The organism is Planococcus glaciei (genome assembly GCF_900099655.1).
Taxonomy (GTDB): Bacteria; Bacillota; Bacilli; order Bacillales_A; family Planococcaceae; genus Planococcus; species Planococcus glaciei.
The window spans coordinates 22,534-41,810 of record NZ_FNDC01000002.1; the positions used below are offsets into that span (position 1 = coordinate 22,534).

General features: G+C 47.7%; 20 protein-coding genes. 13 read left to right on the plus strand and 7 right to left on the minus strand.

All coding sequences use genetic code 11. The features are described 5' to 3' along the window. Positions 1 to 55: 55 nt before the first annotated feature. The 6 genes from BLQ32_RS03455 to BLQ32_RS03475 all read left to right on the plus strand — a co-directional run bounded on the left by BLQ32_RS03455 (position 56) and on the right by BLQ32_RS03475 (position 4,286). Positions 56 to 961: a DMT family transporter gene (locus BLQ32_RS03455; RefSeq protein WP_074509135.1), complete on the plus strand. Its 906-nt coding sequence runs from the start codon at positions 56 to 58 to the stop codon at positions 959 to 961. Between the two features lie 123 nt (positions 962 to 1,084). Beyond that, positions 1,085 to 2,194: a histidinol-phosphate transaminase gene (gene hisC / locus BLQ32_RS03460; protein ID WP_053165908.1), complete on the plus strand. Its 1,110-nt coding sequence runs from the start codon at positions 1,085 to 1,087 to the stop codon at positions 2,192 to 2,194. 136 nt (positions 2,195 to 2,330) lie between these two features. Next, a complete protein-coding gene (locus tag BLQ32_RS03465; protein WP_074509136.1) occupies positions 2,331 to 3,242 on the plus strand; it encodes an NAD(P)/FAD-dependent oxidoreductase in 912 nt (303 codons plus the stop codon). Between the two features lie 134 nt (positions 3,243 to 3,376). Next, positions 3,377 to 3,682: a hypothetical protein gene (locus BLQ32_RS03470; RefSeq protein WP_235524989.1), complete on the plus strand. Its 306-nt coding sequence runs from the start codon at positions 3,377 to 3,379 to the stop codon at positions 3,680 to 3,682. A gap of 62 nt (positions 3,683 to 3,744) precedes the next feature. Next, positions 3,745 to 3,918: a hypothetical protein gene (locus BLQ32_RS19790; protein WP_175557065.1), complete on the plus strand. Its 174-nt coding sequence runs from the start codon at positions 3,745 to 3,747 to the stop codon at positions 3,916 to 3,918. A 2-nt stretch (positions 3,919 to 3,920) separates the two neighbouring features. Continuing rightward, the gene (locus BLQ32_RS03475) at positions 3,921 to 4,286 is read left to right on the plus strand and encodes a nuclear transport factor 2 family protein (protein WP_139150501.1); all 366 of its coding nucleotides are present in this window, start codon (positions 3,921 to 3,923) and stop codon (positions 4,284 to 4,286) included. An 83-nt stretch (positions 4,287 to 4,369) separates the two neighbouring features. Here the strand turns inward: BLQ32_RS03475 and BLQ32_RS03480 are convergent, their stop codons facing one another. The 3 genes from BLQ32_RS03480 to BLQ32_RS03490 are packed head-to-tail and all read right to left on the minus strand — an operon-like array spanning position 4,370 to position 6,790. Then, positions 4,370 to 4,942: a 5' nucleotidase, NT5C type gene (locus BLQ32_RS03480; protein WP_074509137.1), complete on the minus strand. Its 573-nt coding sequence runs from the start codon at positions 4,940 to 4,942 to the stop codon at positions 4,370 to 4,372. 2 nt (positions 4,943 to 4,944) lie between these two features. Then, positions 4,945 to 6,042: a bifunctional diaminohydroxyphosphoribosylaminopyrimidine deaminase/5-amino-6-(5-phosphoribosylamino)uracil reductase RibD gene (gene ribD / locus BLQ32_RS03485; protein ID WP_074509138.1), complete on the minus strand. Its 1,098-nt coding sequence runs from the start codon at positions 6,040 to 6,042 to the stop codon at positions 4,945 to 4,947. Next, on the minus strand, positions 6,029 to 6,790 hold the full coding sequence (locus BLQ32_RS03490; RefSeq protein WP_074509139.1) for a GTP cyclohydrolase II: 762 nt from the start codon (positions 6,788 to 6,790) through the stop codon (positions 6,029 to 6,031). Before BLQ32_RS03490 ends, ribD begins: the two co-directional genes overlap by 14 nt. A gap of 276 nt (positions 6,791 to 7,066) precedes the next feature. Here BLQ32_RS03490 and BLQ32_RS03495 point away from each other — a divergent pair, with 276 nt between their 5' ends. The 3 genes from BLQ32_RS03495 to BLQ32_RS03505 all read left to right on the plus strand — a co-directional run bounded on the left by BLQ32_RS03495 (position 7,067) and on the right by BLQ32_RS03505 (position 9,104). Then, entirely contained in the window at positions 7,067 to 7,564 is a 498-nt protein-coding gene (locus BLQ32_RS03495; RefSeq protein WP_074509140.1) for a ferritin, read from the plus strand. Between the two features lie 62 nt (positions 7,565 to 7,626). Continuing rightward, positions 7,627 to 8,358: an ABC transporter ATP-binding protein gene (locus tag BLQ32_RS03500; RefSeq protein WP_074509141.1), complete on the plus strand. Its 732-nt coding sequence runs from the start codon at positions 7,627 to 7,629 to the stop codon at positions 8,356 to 8,358. Then, entirely contained in the window at positions 8,355 to 9,104 is a 750-nt protein-coding gene (locus tag BLQ32_RS03505) for an ABC transporter permease (protein ID WP_074509142.1), read from the plus strand. The genes BLQ32_RS03500 and BLQ32_RS03505 overlap by 4 nt, the downstream gene beginning before the upstream one ends. Before the next feature lie 29 nt (positions 9,105 to 9,133). Here the strand turns inward: BLQ32_RS03505 and BLQ32_RS03510 are convergent, their stop codons facing one another. Then, positions 9,134 to 10,201: a saccharopine dehydrogenase family protein gene (locus BLQ32_RS03510; RefSeq protein WP_074509143.1), complete on the minus strand. Its 1,068-nt coding sequence runs from the start codon at positions 10,199 to 10,201 to the stop codon at positions 9,134 to 9,136. Between the two features lie 185 nt (positions 10,202 to 10,386). Here BLQ32_RS03510 and BLQ32_RS03515 point away from each other — a divergent pair, with 185 nt between their 5' ends. The 4 genes from BLQ32_RS03515 to BLQ32_RS03530 all read left to right on the plus strand — a co-directional run bounded on the left by BLQ32_RS03515 (position 10,387) and on the right by BLQ32_RS03530 (position 14,989). Next, positions 10,387 to 11,382, plus strand: a complete 996-nt coding sequence (locus BLQ32_RS03515) for a S8 family peptidase (RefSeq protein WP_074509144.1) — start codon at positions 10,387 to 10,389, stop codon at positions 11,380 to 11,382. Positions 11,383 to 11,426: 44 nt separating this feature from the next. Further along, complete coding sequence (locus BLQ32_RS03520; RefSeq protein ID WP_139150502.1) at positions 11,427 to 12,851, plus strand: anion permease; 1,425 nt, start codon at positions 11,427 to 11,429, stop codon at positions 12,849 to 12,851. Between the two features lie 198 nt (positions 12,852 to 13,049). Beyond that, the gene (locus BLQ32_RS03525) at positions 13,050 to 13,457 is read left to right on the plus strand and encodes a DUF485 domain-containing protein (RefSeq protein ID WP_083335261.1); all 408 of its coding nucleotides are present in this window, start codon (positions 13,050 to 13,052) and stop codon (positions 13,455 to 13,457) included. Then, positions 13,454 to 14,989: a solute symporter family protein gene (locus tag BLQ32_RS03530; RefSeq protein WP_053165915.1), complete on the plus strand. Its 1,536-nt coding sequence runs from the start codon at positions 13,454 to 13,456 to the stop codon at positions 14,987 to 14,989. Before BLQ32_RS03525 ends, BLQ32_RS03530 begins: the two co-directional genes overlap by 4 nt. 65 nt (positions 14,990 to 15,054) lie before the next feature. Here BLQ32_RS03530 and BLQ32_RS03535 read toward each other — a convergent pair whose 3' ends face one another. The 3 genes from BLQ32_RS03535 to BLQ32_RS03545 form a co-directional block, all read right to left on the minus strand. After that, entirely contained in the window at positions 15,055 to 16,776 is a 1,722-nt protein-coding gene (locus BLQ32_RS03535; protein WP_074509146.1) for a helix-turn-helix domain-containing protein, read from the minus strand. Between the two features lie 108 nt (positions 16,777 to 16,884). Beyond that, positions 16,885 to 18,102 carry a M20 metallopeptidase family protein gene (locus BLQ32_RS03540; protein WP_083335263.1) on the minus strand — a complete coding sequence of 406 codons (1,218 nt, stop codon included), beginning with the start codon at positions 18,100 to 18,102 and terminating at the stop codon, positions 16,885 to 16,887. Next, positions 18,065 to 19,273 carry a metal-dependent hydrolase family protein gene (locus BLQ32_RS03545; protein WP_074509147.1) on the minus strand — a complete coding sequence of 403 codons (1,209 nt, stop codon included), beginning with the start codon at positions 19,271 to 19,273 and terminating at the stop codon, positions 18,065 to 18,067. The genes BLQ32_RS03540 and BLQ32_RS03545 overlap by 38 nt, the downstream gene beginning before the upstream one ends. Positions 19,274 to 19,277 lie beyond the last annotated feature (4 nt).

Sequence of the window (19,277 nt, forward strand, 5' to 3'; positions counted from 1 at the left end):
AATTCTGTATAATGGAACGATATTCAGAATAAGAGCTGCTGAAGGAGATAGAGAAATGAGCAAGTACTTTACCCGGGCGACCGGGTTGCTGGCCCTGTTGGTCATCATATGGGGAGTCAGCTGGTCCATTTACAAGCTGGCACTTGAATACACGCCGCCGATTTTGTTTGCCGGCACCCGCTCTTTTTTTGGCGGCTTGCTGCTGGCGCTTGTATTGCTGCCTGCGTGGCGCAAAATCCGCTGGCGGGAAAATTGGAAAGCTTATATGATTTCCGCTTTGTTAAATGCAGTGTTGTTTTACGGCTTGCAAACGGCTGGGCTTGAATATTTGCCGGGTGGCTTGTTTTCCGTTGTGGTTTATTTTCAGCCAGTACTGATCGGGATTTTTGCCTGGATGTGGCTTGGGGAAAAGATGACTGCTTTTAAAATCGCCGGATTGCTCACAGGGTTTCTCGGAATTTTGGTCATCAGTGCGGATAGCTTGACCGGGGACATTTCCATAATAGGAATCGTCATGGCGCTTCTGGCAGCGCTTAGTTGGGCGCTCGGCGTCATTTATGTAAAGAAAGTGGGCCGGCAGGTGGATTCCATGTGGATGGTGGCTTTGCAGTTCATCATTGGAGGAGCAGTACTGTTGGCGGGGGGCAGTGTGGTTGAAAGCTGGTCCGATATCACCTGGAACTGGCCTTACTGGGCAGGCCTCTTGTTCGGCGCCACTTTTGGCGTGCCGATTGCTTTTGTAATTTATTTTTTTCTGATGAACAAAGGCGAAGCGAGTAAAGTGGCGGCTTTTACTTTTCTCGTGCCGCTGGTCGCGGTATTGACGGGGACCGTATTTTTGGATGAACCCGTCACAGTTACGCTGGCAATCGGGCTAGTCCTGATCATTCTAAGCATTTACCTCGTAAACCGGCAGCCGCGGCATGCGGAAGCACTGGTTCCGGAGAAAAAAACCGAATGATTCGGGAAAAGAAAAGCCGCTTCAGCATTTTGGGGTGCCGATTTAGAGGAATGACTGGTATAGTTAAAAGTGTATTTAAATAAAAATTCAAGCAATTGAAACAAACCTGTTGGAGGGACTACTATGCGAAACAATAAAAACATTCAGCCGCGCAAAACTTTGAATTCAATCCAGCCTTATTCTCCAGGCAAGCCGATTTGGGAAGTGCAAAAAGAATTGGGTCTGGAGCGCGTGATTAAATTGGCTTCAAACGAAAATCCGCTTGGCCCTTCTCCAAAAGCGGTAGCAGCCATCCAGGCGAGCTTATCTGAGCTAAACCGCTACCCGGATGCTGATACGACGGCGATGAAACAATCAATCTCTGCTGCTTACGGAGTAACGCCGCAGCAAGTAATTGCAACAAATGGTGCAGATGAATTGATCACGCTCGTATCGGAAGCATTTTTGGAGCAAGGCGATGAAATCATCGTGCCTTCTCCTTCTTTCAGCGAATACGATTTCGGCGCCCACATCATGGGGGCTTCTGTAGTCCCAGTGCCATTTGCCGAAAACTTCCAGTTTGACGTAGAGGCCATTATTGCAGCAGTTACGGAAAAAACAAAGATCATTTATATTTGCACACCGAACAATCCGACTGGCACCGTCATTTCCAAAACGGACATCGAAAAGCTGTTGAATGCGGTTTCCGATGTGCTGGTCGTCATTGACGGCGCATACAGCCATTTTGCAGATGCACCGGAGTACACAAATGGCATTGAGTTTGTAAACGCTGGGCATCCGGTTCTTGTTCTTCAAACTTTCTCAAAAATTTATGGCATCGCCGGCATTCGCGTAGGTTTCGGAATTGCACCAGAAGCGATCATCCAATCAATTTTGAAAGTGAAAGAACCGTTTAACGTCAATGCTTTGGCGCAAGCTGCAGCTGTTGCCGCAATTTCCGATGAGGAGCATGTGCGCGCTTCACAAGAAGCCAATAAAGCAGGACGTGAGCAGCTTTATGCCGCGTTCACGGACCTCGGTTTAAACTACATCGAAAGCATGGCGAATTTTGTGCTTGTCCAAATAGGGGCGGAAGGCGAAGAAGTCTACAAAGCATTGATGGCGAACGGCGTAATTGTGCGCTACGGAAAAACATGGGGACTGCCGGATTATATCCGCGTCACCGTCGGAACACCGGAAGAAAACGAATTCTTTATTAAGGTGTTAACAGGATTATTGGCGAAACAAGTATAAGCTGGAGCTGCTTCCTTATGGGAAGCAGTTTTTTTATATGTGGAAATTCCTTTTATGGTACCGTGAAAAGCGTTTATCCAGCCCGTGAAGCGGGAAGGTTTAGGAGAAAACCTACTAAACAAAGGATGGAGTTCATATGCGCTACGACTGTGTGATTGTCGGCGGAGGCCCTGCTGGATTAAATGCTGCTTTGGTACTTGGACGCTCAAGAAGAAACGTGATTCTTTTTGATGATGACAGCGGGCGCAATCTGGTGACCAGAGAATCTCACGGATTTATTACCCGCGACGGGATCAAACCGGAAGAATTTAAGCGCCTGGCACACAAGGATATTGCAAAATACGATTCGGTTGAAATAAAACAAGAACGGGTCATGTCAATCAACCGCGTTTCAGATACTCATTACGAAATCACTACCGAAGAAGGCAAAACCTATCACAGCATCAAAATTATCCTGGCAACAGGATTGCGGGAACAACAGCCCAATATTCCCGACATCGAAAAGTATTACGGAACGTCTTTGTTCAGTTGCCCTTATTGCGATGGCTGGGAATTGCGCGATCAGCCATTGGCCGTAATTGCCGATAAAAGTGTCTTTGAGTTGGCAAAAAAAGTTTATACGTGGAGCAAGGATTTGATCGTTTTTACGAACGGCGAAGGCCGGCTGGAACTGGAAGACCGGGAGCGGCTGGTTGCTAAAGGCATCGGAGTTCGGGAAGAAGTCATTGATGGGCTGGAAGGCGAAAATGGACAATTACGCAGCGTCAGGCTTGAAGACGGCACGCTCATTGACCGGGTGGGCGGCTTCGTGACGCCCCTATGGAGCCACAATGCACAGTTCGGAAAAGAGCTGGGCTGTGAAGAAAATGAATATGGCGGCATCAAAACCGATGAATACGGACGCACCAATGTCTGGAATGTCTATGCGGCTGGAGACGCTTCTTTGATTGTACCGGCCCAAGTGGTCATTGCAGCAGGAGAAGGAAGCGCAGCGGCTATCGGAGTAAACGGTGATTTAACGAACGAATACTTCGATGCAGCGGATTGAAGGGAAAGGCCAGCTGAAGGATAGCGGTGTAGGGCGCTGAAACAGGACGGTTTTCCGAGCCGATTGAGGACCGAACTTTTGCTTGTTGGAATGCGGATAAGGTAAACTTGACTCAATCGCAAGTCAGGAGGCGAATGGCCGTGGACCATACAAACTCACTATCTTCCATCACTTACATTGACACGGAGCGTTCCATTGAAGCGGGTGAGATGAAATTGGTGCACTTGGAATATCACTTGCACCTTTATGAAGATACTTTAGTGGCGCCAACCGCGAAGTATCATTTGGCGAATGTTTGGGATATGTCCTATAAATCATTTTCTGAAGAAGCAAACTTATTGTATCTGCATACGCACCGTGGTGTGATAACGTACAAAGTGTATGAAGACCCTGGCCAATTCGTGACAACCTTTAAAAAATTAAAAAATTCCAACTACTGAAGAAGACAGGCGCATCGCTTGTCTTCTTTTGTGTTAAAATTTAGAAAAAAGGGGGCTGTTAAATGGATAATGATTACGCAATCGGTTGGGGGACACTGGCATTGATCAATGCAGGCATTGCACAGGGGAAAAATCGAAGCGGTCTCAACTGGTTTTTATTGTCCCTTTTAATGGGCCCTCTTGCTACACTCGCATTGGTCGTTTTCGAAAAATTACCTTATGAAGGGAGCGAATGAACGTGACAGAAACCATTAACATTGCAGACGGATGGGTGGAGAAAGTCAATGCAAAAGATATTGAAGGCATGCTGGAACTTTCGGATCACAATATTGAATTAATGGGGCCTAGAGGCTCGGCCGTCGGGCATGATACATTAAAGCAGTGGGCGGAGGAATCCGGCATTCGTTTAACGACCGTTACCCGCTATGCCAAAGGCGATAAAGTGGTTTTTGAACAAGAAGGCACATGGGAAGATCAAAATGGCCAAGTGACCGTGTTCACGTTTATGGAGATTAAGAACGGCAAAGTGGTACGGATTTCGAGATTCGATACGCTGGACGATGCATTTGGCGACAGTGGGTTGAAAGATGAAGACAAAGTTTAAGTGAAGAAAAGTGATTCCTGGAGCCGGGAATCACTTTTTTATATGACAAAAAACCGGCCCATTTGCTGGCCGGTTTAACCCAATTATTTAAGTTCCTTCTGGATCAGTTCCTGTAAATCCGCCCATTGTTTAATGCGCGGCAATTCCACATGGCGATTATAGGACTGGTCTTTCACCATCACTTTTAACGATCCGTGGGACAACGTATCGACCACTGCCGGTTTGTCGTCAAAATAGTAATCGAGCTGCAGGTCTTCGATGATGTGCACTTTTTCCGCATCTTTCATGCCGCAGTAAAACCGTTCATTGTGCACCGGGAAGCCTTGGTGTTTCAGCCAGGCTTTTGTATTCTCACCGTGTTCCGCTGGACGCGCTGTTATGTAGAAGATTTCATGGCCTTCCCGGTCCAGCTGCTGGAGGAGTTCGACGGCTCCCGGATAAACAGGGCAATCGGTATAATACAGTTCATCCAACACGCTGTTCCACATATCAGAACCTTCTTTGTCGCTCAGGCCGAACAGTTCATGTATTTCCACGCGGTTCAAGGCATAGAACAGGTCGATGGCCACTTCACGCCCAAGTTTTCGCTGGTACAACTGAAAAGCGTATTCGCGCAAATTGATCAGTGTATCGTCAATATCAAATCCGAATCTCATTGTTAAACTCCTCTTTTTACGGGATATCCAGTAAACCTGAAGTCTTTCCCGATTTTCAAAAATTCTCCGTCTTCCAGTTCCACTGCTTGCTTCATCAGCTCAAACCCGGAACCTTCCAGGAAAGTCGGGGCGTCTTTGCCTCCGATTAATTTCGGCGCAAAATACAACACCACTTTATCGACTAAACCGTTTTCCAGAAATGCGGCATTGATGGTTCCGCCGCCTTCGATAAACAGGGAAGAGATGGATCTCTCTCCAAGAATGCGGACGACATCCGGGATATCGGTGCGCTGTTTTCCACTGGTCTCAATAATGGTAATGCCCAATGCTTCGAGGCGGGCGCGTTTTTCAGGGTCGTGCTGCTTGCTGGTGAAAATCCACGTATCTGCCAAATTATCGGTTACGACTTTGGCATCCAATGGAATCCGCAGCTTGGAATCCAAGACAAGGCGAAGGGGATGGCGCCCGTTTGGAATCCGCGAAGTCAATTCCGGATCATCCGCAATCACAGTGCCGACACCTACTAAAATGGCCCGGTTTTCACTGCGCAGCACGTGGACATCCCGGCGTGCATCTTCCGAAGTAATCCATTTGCTGTCCAGCGTATGCGAAGCGATTTTGCCGTCTAAAGTAGAAGCGGCTTTCAAGATGACAAATGGCTGTTGGGTCACAATGAATTTATTAAAAACTTCATTCATCTTTCGGGATTCTTCTTCCCGGATGCCAACAAGGACTTCGATGCCGGCTTCTTCCAGCATCTTGACGCCGTTTCCGGCCACAATCGGATTGGGGTCAAGGGTGGCAATCACCACTTTTTTCAGGCCTGCTTCAATAATGGCCAGTGCACACGGACCGGTGCGGCCATGATGGGAACACGGCTCGAGCGTAACATAAATGGTTCCTTCGCGCGCCGCTTCCCCGGCCATGCGAAGCGCATGGATTTCAGCATGCGGCTCGCCGGCTTTCAAATGGGCGCCGATGCCGACAATGCGGTTGTCATTGACAATGACGGAACCGACAAGCGGATTGGGGTCCGTCTGGCCTTTCATTGTCTTCGCATTATTTAATGCCAAGTCCATATAAAATTCATGGTTTGACATGAACAGCATCCCCCTCATCTTCCAAGTGACCGGAGCGATTGATTTTGGTCTGCAAATACTTGGCGTTGTATTCCGACTCGTCGCCCCATAACGAAATGCGGCCGGCAATTTCAAGGTCTGAATTTTCCAATGCGGAAATCTTTTTTGGGTTATTTGTCATCAATGTCACCGGTTTAGTGCGCAGCGATTTCAATACGGCAATTGCATCGTCGTAATTGCGGGAATCGTCGACAAAACCAAGGCTTTCATTGGCTTCGACCGTATCATAGCCGTTCTCCTGAAGCACATACGCCATGGCTTTGCTGAACAATCCGATGCCGCGCCCTTCATGGTTCGCCAAATAGAACAAAGCGCCGGATCCGTGGTCCGCGATTTGCTGCATCGACTGCTTTAATTGGAATCCGCAGTCACAGCGTTTGCTGCCGAAAATATCGCCTGTATGGCAAATCGAATGCATGCGGATCAACGCGTCTTCGCTGTTTTCAAAATCTCCATAAACCAATACGCTTGATTGCTGGTATTCCGCCAAATTAGCAGAAGACAGCTTTTCAATGATGGTTTCGTAATCGTTCGTCACTTCATCTTGTTTCAACCAGCAATACCACTGGAACACAACGGTTTCTCCATATAAATTCACTGGCAGCCGGATAGGTCCGACTACATAAATCGCCTCATTGCCCATTTGGATCAAGTCAATTTTATCTTTTAGTACTTCGAACACTTTCGGTTCAAGTTTGATTGGTGTCATTGTAATTCCCCCTGTTTGAAGAGTCTATTTAAATCATGAAGTTATTATACTACAACTAGTTACTAATAGTAAGCAATTGATTCGGAAGTTCAGCATTCTCTTGCTAATTATTCTCTAGATAATAATTATTATCAATTATAAATTAAAAAATACTTTTTTACTTGATTATTATTCTCAATTAAAAATTATTTTCTCATGTGTTTTGCAATAGAATTCAGGGTATGGTATAGTATCTACATTAGAATGATTCTAAATAAGAAGACGGAGGGATTTTTCATGTTACCACCAAAATTGACGATGGCATTAAATGACCAATTCAATAACGAGTTACAGGCTTCTCATTCCTATACGGCAATGGCGGCGTACTTTTCGAAAAAAGGGTATCATGGCTTCGCCAATTTTTATTTGATCCAATCGCGTGAAGAGCATCAGCATGCGATGAAGTTTTACGACTACCTGGTGACGATGGACGAAAAACCGGTGCTTCAGGCGCTCGGGGAACCTAAAAACGACTATGTGAATGCTATGGACGTTCTGCAAAGTTCACTGGCTCAGGAAAAAGATGTAACGAGCAATATCTACGCACTGGTTACACTTGCAGATGAGCTGCAGGAACATTCCACTTTGTCATTCCTTGATTGGTTCATTGAAGAACAAATGGAAGAAGAAAAAATGTTCCGCGACATTATTGCACGAATGGCCCATATTGAAGAAGGCGGAGAATATTTCTTGAAAATGAATGACGACTTCGCAGAACGCAGACTGGAAAACTGATTAGTTGAAGACAGCACACGGCTGACTGTGTGCTGTTTTCTTTTTAAAAGGAAGTGAAACGAGTGTCCATTCAATATAAACCTGCTGTACATTTTAATCATGTGAATTATTCTGCAGGCGATACCCATATATTAAAAGAGATTACAGGATCTTTTCCGGAAGGCAAAATTATCACATTGGTGGGACCTTCCGGAGCAGGGAAGACAACACTGTTGAAATTATGCAACGGCTTGCTGTCGCCGGATACAGGAGAAATTTACGTGAAAGACAAGCCGATTGATAATATTGAACCCGTTGAGCTTCGCCGCCTTGTCGGCATGGCTTTGCAAAGTGCCCCGATGATCAGCGGTACGGTTTATGACAATTTGAATTTGCCGTTAGAGCTGCAGGGCAAAAAGCTGCCGGAACAAGATGCATTGGCATGGCTGCATGACGTCGGGCTGGAAGAGCAATTGATCAGCCGCAATGTAAAAGACCTGTCGGGTGGGCAGCGCCAGAAAGTTTCGATTGCCCGTACATTGGTCAATAAACCCGAAGTGCTGCTGCTGGATGAAATTACCTCTTCACTGGACCGGACTTCCTTAAAGGAAATAGAAGAGCTGATTGTAAAGATCAACCGGAAATACGGCACAACGATTATTTGGATCACCCACAACCTGCAGCAAGCCATGGAAATCGGCGATTATACGTGGGTCATGATGGCCGGTGAAGTGATCGAAACCGGCGAAAGCGAATTGCTGGTCAATCCGGCGAATGACAAAGTCAAACGGTTCGTAAGGGGGGAAGCCGGATGAGTTATTTTACTTTATCCTTAACCTTGATTTTTGTATTGATTCCGCTGGTTTTATCAAAAACGTTCAACCTGGGCCTTGAAAGAGACACGCTGGTCGCTACAATCCGCTCCATTATCCAACTGCTTGCCGTCGGCTATGTGCTGAAATTCGTCTTTGAATCGGATAGCCTGATCTACATCTTCCTGATGGTCACACTGATGATCGTCGCTGCGACGCATAACGCACAGAAAAAGGGAGCCGCTATTCGAGGGATTGTCGCTAAGGTTGCCGCAACCTTGGTGTTTGTTGAAGTGTTGACCCAAAGCATTTTGATCGGCTTCAATATCACCCCGCCGACTGCGCAGTACATCATCCCGATCAGCGGGATGGTCATCGGCAACTCGATGGTGCTGTCCATCTTGTTCCTGAACCGGTTCACGGCGGAAGTGGAGACGCATCAGGACCAGACCGAATTGATCTTATCGCTGGGCGGAACGCCGAAACAGGCCATCCATCGGCAATTGATCCAGTCGATCAAAGCCAGCATGATCCCGACAATCGAAAGCCAGAAAACAGTGGGGCTTGTCCAATTGCCTGGTATGATGAGCGGGCAGATCATCGCAGGGGCAGACCCGATTCAGGCGGTGCAATTTCAATTGCTGATCATGTTCCTGTTGCTGACAACCGCTGCAGTCACCAGTATTCTGCTTGGATTTTTATCGTATCCAACCTTATTCAATAAACGCATGCAATTGATGAAGAGCTGAGCTGTCCACAGAGGACAGCTTTTTTTGTTTTAATAAGCGGGGTAAAAAGTATCGGCTTCAAATTTTCCGGACCCCGGCAATGTTTCAAGGAATTCAGAACCGAATAACTGGGAAGGTGTGTAGCTGCCTCCTGCAAAATTGCCGATTAGCACTCCGTTGACAGAAGCAAGAGCTCCGTAAACTGTTAAATCGTACACATTGGCCGTTTGAATACGGACAACTTTGACGATTCCTGCGTCATTCTTGGCTTCTCCCCAAATATAAGCGGGTGAGTTGGAGCGGAGCGTTTCGTCGGGTCCGCTAACGCGTTTTTCCACCCAATTTGACAGTGTATCCTGGACGCGGGAAGAATCCAGCAGCGGCTGCAAAGCAGTCATTAATCCGGCGCCAGCAGCAAGCGGCTTTGGAAACGGGATCCAAGTGGTAATGTTTGGGATTCCGGTACTGTAATACGCAGTTGCCACATCGCCCCATGGAATTCCCATTGCCGCTCGCTTGCCGCGGCCAAAATCGATGGTCCGGCGCTGGCTGCCGATGGGCACGGAAGCCAGCTTTCCGTCCTGTCGTTCGGCGCTGCCGGTGCCCAGCCCTTGGATCATGGTTTTATAAGTCCCTCTGGAAATACCAGAATCCGAATCAAAGCCGAGCGCCAGATAAGTGGCGTCAGGCATCAGTTCTTTAAGTTTCAAGGCCGTGCAATCCGTTGGAATGACATCGAATCCGACACCCGAACAAAGGACAACACCTGCCTCTTTTGCCCGTTCATGCTGGGAATGGGTATGTTCGAAGACGGGAATTTCTCCGGTGATGTCCATATAATGGGCTTTGGCAAAAAGGCAAGCTTCAATCATCAAGGCGCTCGTTTTGCTGAAGGGACCGGCGCAGTGCAGCACGGCATCCATGTCTGAAAGATGCGTTGCGGTTTTCTCATCTATTGGAAAGCTGCGCATCTCAAGATTCAGTTCAACGGCTAAGGGTTCAAGCTTCTGCGCATTCCGTCCGGCAAGAACCGGCTTCAATCCGCGCTTTACTGCTTCACGTGCAATCAATTCACCTGTGTAACCATTGGCTCCATAAATCATCCACTTTTTCTCCATCTGATTTCCTCCTTATAATGAGTGGTAATTTTCCAGCCATGTTTAACATCGCTGCCGTCTAAATAGGATTAGACAATATCGTGCCACTTCCCCGGCAAAATTGCGAGCTTTTCGATTAATGTTTCTGAACAATCGAAAAGGGGCAATCTAATCACAAAAGCGTCTTTTATAAAGGGGGACTAATGATGAATAATGTCCATTTAATTCCTTATCGGGTTGAAGAAATTACTGCCGCAGCAGTACAAATTCCACCAGGTGTTGAAATGATTCAGGCACCGGCTGTATGGGAAGAAGCGGAGTACGGGAGCGGCAATGTCCTGGCCATTTTGGATACGGGCTGCCAAGTAGATCACCCGGATTTGAAAGACCGGGTTATTGACGGCAAAAATTTCACGCCGGATTTTGGCAGTGATCCAAAGAACTTTGACGACAACAATGGACATGGCACCCACGTAGCAGGAACGGCTGCCGCATCATTACGTCCAGAAGGCGGCATTGCCGGAGTGGCACCGTCCGCCAATTTGTTGATTCTAAAAGTATTGAACGGTGAAGGCAGCGGCGATTACGCCGGCATCATCGAGGGCATCCATTACGCGATTGATTGGCAAGGACCAAATGGAGAGAAGACAAGTGTAATCTCGATGTCGCTTGGAGGACCGGATGATGTACCGGAACTGCAGGCCGCGGTGAAACGTGCCGTGGATGCCGGGATACCTGTTGTTTGTGCAGCTGGCAATGAAGGCGATGACAGCCCGTCCACTGATGAAACGGCTTATCCCGGAGCTTATCCGGAAGTGATTCAAGTAGGGGCAGTTGATTTTAATCGGAAATTGGCGCCGTTTAGCAATACCAATGACGAAATTGATCTGGTTGCACCGGGAGTCCGCATTTACTCGACGTATCCTGGCGGAAAATATGCCACATTGTCCGGCACTTCGATGGCAACGCCTCACGTAACGGGAGCGTTGGCATTGGTGAAAAATATAGCGGAAAAAGAGTTTGCAAGAAAGCTGACAGAAGCGGAACTGTACGCTCAGCTGGTGCGGCGGACCGTACCGATCGGCTATCCAAAATCTGCGGAAGGAAACGGGCTTCTTGCCTTGGATGCTTTAAATAATTTTGAGCGCATGGTCAAGCTGATGAATTCATTCAACCGTTCAGGAGAATGGGAAAATGAATGATTTTTTGCTAATGTCAAGGGATGCTTTCGGAAAGGAGGAGAAGAATGGCTGCTGAAAAACAGGGAGAAGTAAATTGGAAATCGCTCTTATTTTGTGCCGCCTTGGGTTTGGTTTTATGGTTCATCCCTGCACCTTCTGGACTGGAGACGGATGCGTGGCATTTGTTCAGTATTTTTGTCGCGACGATTGTGGCATTGGTGATTAAACCGGTGCCTATGGGAAGCACGGCCATCCTTGCGCTGACCCTTATCGTGTTAACGGACATCCTGACCTTGGAACAGTCGTTAAGCGGATTTCAAAATACGACCATTTGGCTGATTGTTATTGCTTTTTTCATTTCACGGGGATTTATCAAAACCGGGTTGGGTACACGGATTTCGTATATTTTTGTCCGGTTGTTCGGCAAAAAAACGCTGGGGCTGTCTTATTCGATGCTGCTGAGTGACTTGATACTGGCCCCGGCAATGCCCTCCAATACAGCCCGGGCTGGCGGAATCATTTTTCCGATTATCCGTTCGCTTTCAGAAACATACGGATCCAGAGTGGGAGACGGGTCAGAGCGGCGCGTCGGAGCTTTTTTGGTCAAAGTCTCTTTTCAAGGAGACATGATTACTTCTGCGATGTTTGTAACGGCAATGGCAGCGAACCCGCTGGCTGTCCAGATTACCCAGGAAATCACCGGTGAGACCATTACTTGGGGCGGTTGGGCGCTTGCGGCACTGGTGCCCGGATTGATCAGTCTGGCCCTAATACCTTTTGTGATTTATAAACTGTATCCGCCGGAATTAAAAGAAACACCGGAAGCCTCTTCGATTGCAACGGAGAAATTGCAAGAAATGGGTCCGCTGAAGAAAGAAGAGCGCTATATGATCGGAGTATTCGTGCTTCTTTTGGCCCTTTGGATTTTTGGCGGGAATTTTGGCGTCGATGCGACGACTAGTGCTTTTATCGGACTATGTGTGCTGCTGCTCAGCGGAGTATTGACGTGGTCGGATATTAAGAAAGAACAAGGTGCCTGGGATACGCTCGTATGGTTTTCAGTTCTCGTCATGATGGCCACATATTTAAATGAACTAGGCATGATTCCGTGGTTCAGCGAGCTGATGGGGAATGCCGTCGGCCAACTGTCCTGGACATTAACCTTGGTAATTCTTGCGATTGTTTATTTCTATTCGCATTACTTTTTTGCCAGCAATACCGCACATGTCAGTGCAATGTATGCGGCGTTCTTATCGGTCATTGTCGCTTCAGGTGCTCCGCCGCTATTGTCTGCCTTGATTCTTGCATTTTTCTCCAACTTGTTCAGCTGCTTGACGCATTACGGCGCTGGTCCGGCACCGGTCTTTTTTGGAAGCGGCTATGTCAGCCAGCAGAAATGGTGGATGCTCGGGTTTATCATTTCCATCATTCACATTATCGTCTGGTTCGGTGCCGGCGGACTCTGGTGGAAAGTGCTTGGACTCTGGTAAACGGACAGTTTTGTCATAGTATGGAAATTAGGAACCTTTATCTCTGGCCAAAAGAGATAAAGGTTCTTTTCACGAAAAGAATGTCCATAAAACAGGACTTTATGCCACTTTATGGATATCCTTTATTGACGCACCCTCACTTAAATGTTTTAATTATTTTTAGATTCAGAAAAATAAAAATTCAAAGGGGTGTTGAAAATGGCGAAGACGATAGCTGGCAGTGAAAAATCCATTGCCCATCCAAATGGGAATGAGCGGCAGCATGCTGTTCGAGAGGAAAGGCCGGAAGGGCATATTCCGGACTTTAAGGCAATTGAAGAATCAGCAGGATTTAGAGAATTAATGCGCAAGAAAAAAGCTTTTTTGATTCCGACAACGGTCTTATTTTTAGGGTTGTATCTATTGTTTAATGTCATTATTTCGTATACGAATTTATTGGATGCTTCGTTTATCGGGGATATCTCTTGGGTTTGGGTATTTGCTTTTGGACTTTTTGCGATGACTTGGATCCTTGTAACCGTTTACATGAAACGGGCGGCGAAATTTGATGAAATGGCCCGGGAAACATTAGTCGAATTCAATTATGACAAGGAGGAAAATCGATGAATGCTACAGTAATTATTATCTTCTTAGTCATCGTAGCCATGACCCTTGTCATCACTTATTTTGCCGCGAAGCGGACGAATACGACGAGTGATTTTTACACGGCGGGCGGCGGTTTGACGGGCTGGCAAAACGGAATGGCCATTGCGGGGGATTATCTGTCTGCGGCTTCGTTCTTAGGGATTGCCGGTTCGATAGCGCTATTCGGATTTGACGGCTTCCTATTCTCGATCGGTTACCTAGTCGCTTATTTGGTAGTCTTGTTCGTAGTTGCAGAACCTCTCCGGAACCTCGGGAAATTTACATTGGCAGATATGATCAATGCCCGCTTTAATGCGAAAAAAGTCCGTGGTGCGGCAGCGTTAAGTTCCATCACAATCGTTATTTTCTATATGATCGCACAGCTTGTAGGCGCAGGCGCGCTTATTCAATTGCTGTTTGGAATTGATTATTTATGGGCGGTCCTGCTTGTCGGAATCATGATGACCATCTATGTGCTATTCGGCGGCATGACAGCAACCAGCTGGGTTCAAATCATCAAAGCCGTCCTATTGATGGTCGGTACAGTCATCTTATCATTCCTTGTGCTGCAGCGTTTTGACTTCAGCATTCTGGAAATGTTTGCACAAGTAAAAACGGCAACGCCGCACGGGGAAGCTTTCTTAAACCCGGGAGTAAAATACAAAATTCCACTGGATACGATTTCCTTAATGCTCGCGTTAGTGCTTGGTACTGCTGGCCTTCCGCACATCTTAATGCGTTTCTTCACTGTTAGAGATGCGAAAACTGCGAGAAGTTCGGTTATGTGGGCGACATGGATTGTCGGGATTTTCTACGTTATGACCATTTTCCTTGGATTTGGCGCAGCAGCATTTGTAGGATCTGAGACCATTATCAGCACAAACCCGGCCGGAAATATGGCGGCACCGCTGCTTGCCCAGGCGTTGGGCGGCGACATTCTGATGTCGTTCATATCTGCGGTGGCTTTTGCAACCATCTTAGCGGTTGTGGCCGGCCTGGTATTATCAGGGGCTTCTGCTTTTGCCCATGACATCTACGGCCAAATCATCAAAAAAGGAAAAGCGACAGAGCGCCAGCAAATGCTGGCTGCCCGCTATGCATCTGTTGGTGTAGCTGTCCTATCCATCACCTTGGCTATTTTTGCTCAAAGCTTGAACGTGGCCTTCCTCGTATCCTTGGCGTTCTGTATTGCGGCAAGTGCGAACTTGCCGGTAATCGTCTACACGATTTTCTGGAAAAAGTTCAACACAACCGGAGCGGTTTCCGCTATCTTTACGGGTCTGATTTCTGCCTTGATTCTGGTGTCAATCAGCCCGAGTGTGATGAATCCGGAAGCAGGAGCGGCCATTATAACCGGCAATCCGATCTTCCCGTTAACCAATCCCGCGATTGTTTCCATTCCGCTGGGCTTTATCGGGGGACTCATCGGAACGCTTTTATCTAAAGAAAGCGACGCTAAAAAATACGCAGAAGTCAAAGTCCGTGCCAATACAGGCGGATTCAGACAATTGTAAGCTTCACAATGAAAAGCAAAAAACCGGTTTCCTGATTCCCAGGAGCCGGTTTTTTGCTGTGCTTGTCAATCTTCTAAATTTCTCAGCAACTTGCAGGCCAGTTGAAGATTCAATAAGTCGTCTGGATTTTGCAGGTCCACTTGAAGCAAATCGGCAATTTTTTTTAACCGGTAATGCAAGGTGTTCAAATGGATATGAAGTTCCTTGGCGGCTTGGCCAGGATGCTGGATAAATTGCGTATAAATCATCAAAGTCTTCAGCAGTTCCGCTTCTTTTCCGCGGTCATGCTCCATGATAGGGCCAAGAGCCGCTGACACAAAGGCGTTGATGTCTTTGTCCTTATTGGCGATCAACAGGCTTTCAAAGCCAAGCGACTGGCTATTGACCACATTTTCTTTCATCCGGGTGGTCCGCATGAATCGGAGGACTTTCAATGAATCCTCGATGGAAGAAGGCAGGTCTTCGATGCTGTGTACGCATGGGCCGACGCCGAACTTCAAACGGGCTTCCAGCTGCTGTTGGTCGATAAAGTTCTGCAGTTCTGAAGCCAGGCGTTTTACTTTTTCAAACTGCACATCTTTTGCGATGCCTTTGCGTGTGGAAAGCAGAAAAATATAATGCTGCTGCTTTTGAACCACAAGGCTGCCAGGAAAGCGTTGGTTCACTTCTACTTGGAACAGGTGCGTAAGTTCTCGTTTGTACAGTAAGTCAGCCATCGAATTATCTTGTGCGGAAACGGAAGCTTCCACCGCGACCGGCAGAAAGTGGTTGTCGATATCCAAGCCGAGCCTTTTGGCGCGTTTGATGAAATTTTCCGTCAGCATGCCGTTCAGCAAGTCGTCCATCAGTTCAGCTTTAAAGCGGTGTTCCGCTTCGCGAAGTGCCGCTTCCCGGTTGATTTCCAACGTGAAATACAAAATGCTTTGCTGAATAAAGTAAAGGTCGGTATCCGTAATTTTCTCATCCGGTCCTGTTAAGACAAAAAGTTTGCCGAGGAGCAAACGTCCGCTGCGGATAGGGAATTCCTGTACGTCCAAGCCTTCCGGTTGATTGCCCATCTGCAAATATTCGCCGTAAATGGTCAACAGCGATAGCGGTTTTTGGATTTGGAGGGATAATTGCTTGAGCATATCGCTTAAACCGACGCCGTCGTTCATTTTCAACAGCAATTGCTGCTGATAGCTGATGATTTGTTCAAACTCTTCATTCTTCTTTTTTAAATCTGCGTGAAGCCGGGCTTTGGATAAGGCGATGGCCGCTTGTCCGGCAATGGCTTGAAGAAGCCGCAAATCCTTGTCAGTAAACGTGCCGCCATCGGCAAAGCCATTGAGTGTAATGACACCGATGCACTCGTCATTTTCTGTCACAAGCGGTACACACATGGCGCGCAGTGCATTTTGCCCTTTATGCGGGGCAATGGATTCTTCGAGCAATCGGCGGTTCCGGACCGTCATCGTTTCTGTTTCGACAGGGAGGCCTTGAGGAGAATTGATGAGGACGGGTTCGCGGGTTGAAAAACATTTTCCGGTAAACGACTCATTCGCATCCAGGCTGATGTTTTCGACTGCATGGGTGAAATTTACATAAGAAAGGCAAACAAGCTTTTGGATTTCGTCGTCATATAAAAACAAGACACCGCCATCGGCATCCGGTATGGCTTGAATGGATTCTTTTAAGGTGAGTTGAAACAATTCATTTAGGTTGAGCGTAGAGTTCACCGCTTCTGCTACTTTGATCAAAGCTTCCATCTGGGAATGGGAAAAGGTTTTCTGCAGGAGCCGGGGCATTGGATCATCCTCCTTTTTTTCAAACCATTTTAACATAGGAAATGATATTAAAAATAAAAAATTCAAAAAATAAAAAGCGATTCCCAAAAGAATCGCTTTTATTTCCATTTATTTGGTTTTGTCGTATTCGAACAAAATAGCGGCGAAAGCCTTCGCGGTGTTCAGCATCGCTTTTTCGTCAAAATCGAACATGGCGTGGTGGTGAGGATACACTTCCTGTTCGTTTTCGCGCTGGGCACCCGCAAAAATAAAGCTTCCTGGGACATGCTGTGTGTAGTAGGAAAAATCTTCTCCTGGCATTACGGAAGGGGTTTCAGCGACCGCTTCCGCCCCCAGCACCCGTTCGATGGCCCGTTTGGCAAGCAGCGTTTCCTCCGGATGGTTCCAGAGGGCATCATAGCCTTTATCAATCACCACATCAGCTTGTGCACCCAGTGCCTGCGCGACTTGTGTAGCAATGCCGGTTAAGCGCTCCGCAGCCAGCGCGCGCACTTCCGGTTCATAAGAACGGATGGTTCCGGTCATCACCGCTTCTGTCGGTATGACGTTGTTCGCTTTGCCGCTATTGATGGAACCGACTGAAATCACCAATTGCTTTAAAGGATCTGTGTTGCGGCTGACAATGCTCTGAAGAGCGGTAACGATATGGGAAGCGGTAACGATTGGGTCGACCGTTTCGTGAGGGATCGCCCCGTGTCCGCCTTTGCCGTTAATTGTAATGGTGAACGTATCGACCGCAGCCTGGATAAATCCTTCTTTATAGAAAATGACGCCTGCAGGCATGGTGCTTTGAAGGTGGCAGCCATAAACGGCATCCACTCCGTCGAGGCAGCCGTCCTCGATCATCGCCTGGGCGCCTCCCGGATATTCTTCTTCGCCAAACTGATGAATGAAAACCACATTATGGCGAATATGTTCAGCATGGTTCACCAAACTTTTGGCAAAAACCATCAGTGCTGCCGTATGTCCATCGTGTCCGCAGGCGTGCATCACATTTGCAACGGTGGATTTATACGGAACTTCTTTTTGGTCTTGAATCGGCAACGCATCAAAATCAGCGCGGAATGCAATAGTTTTAAGCGGATCTTGCGCTTCGAACTTCGCCACAACACCTCGTCCGCCAACGCCTTCGCGCACTTCAAGGCCGAGCTCCCGGTAATAATCCGCAATGTATTTCGGTGTTGCCACTTCCTGATGGGACAGTTCAGGATGCTGGTGCAAATGGCGGCGTATCGCCACCATGCTTGGAAACAGCGTGTCCAAATCTGCACAAACTTCTTCCAAGCCTTTATTTTGTATAGGCAGATTCTCTGTTTGAATGGTCATGGACGAGAGTTCCTCCTTTATAAACAGCATCAACGCTGCGGAATGCTGAAATATTGTCTTCCGGATCTTCTGAAAGAACGATAAAGTCAGCAACTTTTCCTTTTTCTAAGGAACCGCTTTGGTCCTGGACGTTCAAGGCGCTGGCCGCCTGATAAGTCGCGGATGTGATGATGTCCCGGATCGGCATACCGCATTCATGCATCAATTCCAATTCTTTGGCAAAGTCGCCGTGCAGATTGAACGGAGTCCCGGCATCTGTACCAGCCGCAATTTTTACCCCGGCTTTGACCGCTTTGCGGAAACTTTCCTGATGGGCATCCAGACAGAAAATGGCTTTTTTTACTGCATGCGGCGGGATGGCGCCGGAATCAGCATTTTGCACAATATAATATGGTGCGGCAAGCGTCGGCACCAGGACAGTGCCGTATTCGATCATCAGCTCGATCGTTTCGTCATCCAGAAAAATGCCATGCTCAATCGTCGTGATGCCGGCACGCACCGCATTCTGGATGCCTTGCGTCCCTTGTGCGTGGGAAGCGGTCGTTTTTCCTGCATGCAAGGCTTCTTCGACCGCTGCACGCATTTCTTTTTCCGACAGCTGCGGAGAACCGGGATCAACGCCTGGCGTCATGACGCCGCCTGTTGCCATCAGCTTCAAGACATCTGCCCCTTGTTTTAAGGTTTGGCGTGCAGCTTTTCGGACTTCGTCTTCACCGTCTGCTTCTGAAGCCATCGGGTAGCCGTGGCCGCCGGTCATGACAATCGGCTGGCCAGAACCGTAAACAGTAGGCCCGGTAAGAAGGCCAGTGTTGACAGCATTTCGGTAAGCAAGGTCGACATGCCATTTCGATCCGAGATTTCTTACGCTAGTGACGCCTGACTGCAGCTGCTTCAGGGCATTTGCCTGATGGCGAAAAGCGGAAGAGGCTTGCGTTTCTTTCGCCATTTCGGCGAATGGATCGGCATCGCCGTCCATCCCGAGGTGAATGTGCATGTCGAATAGTCCGGGCAAAATCACTTTGCCTTGCCCATCGATGGTTTCAGAAGCTGCCATTTGGACAGCTTCTTGCCCCGTTGCAACGATTTTTCCGTCTTCCACCACAATGGCGGATTGCGTAAGTTTTTCTCCAGTGCCGGTGTATAATGTGATGTTTTCCCATTTTAAAGTCATAGAA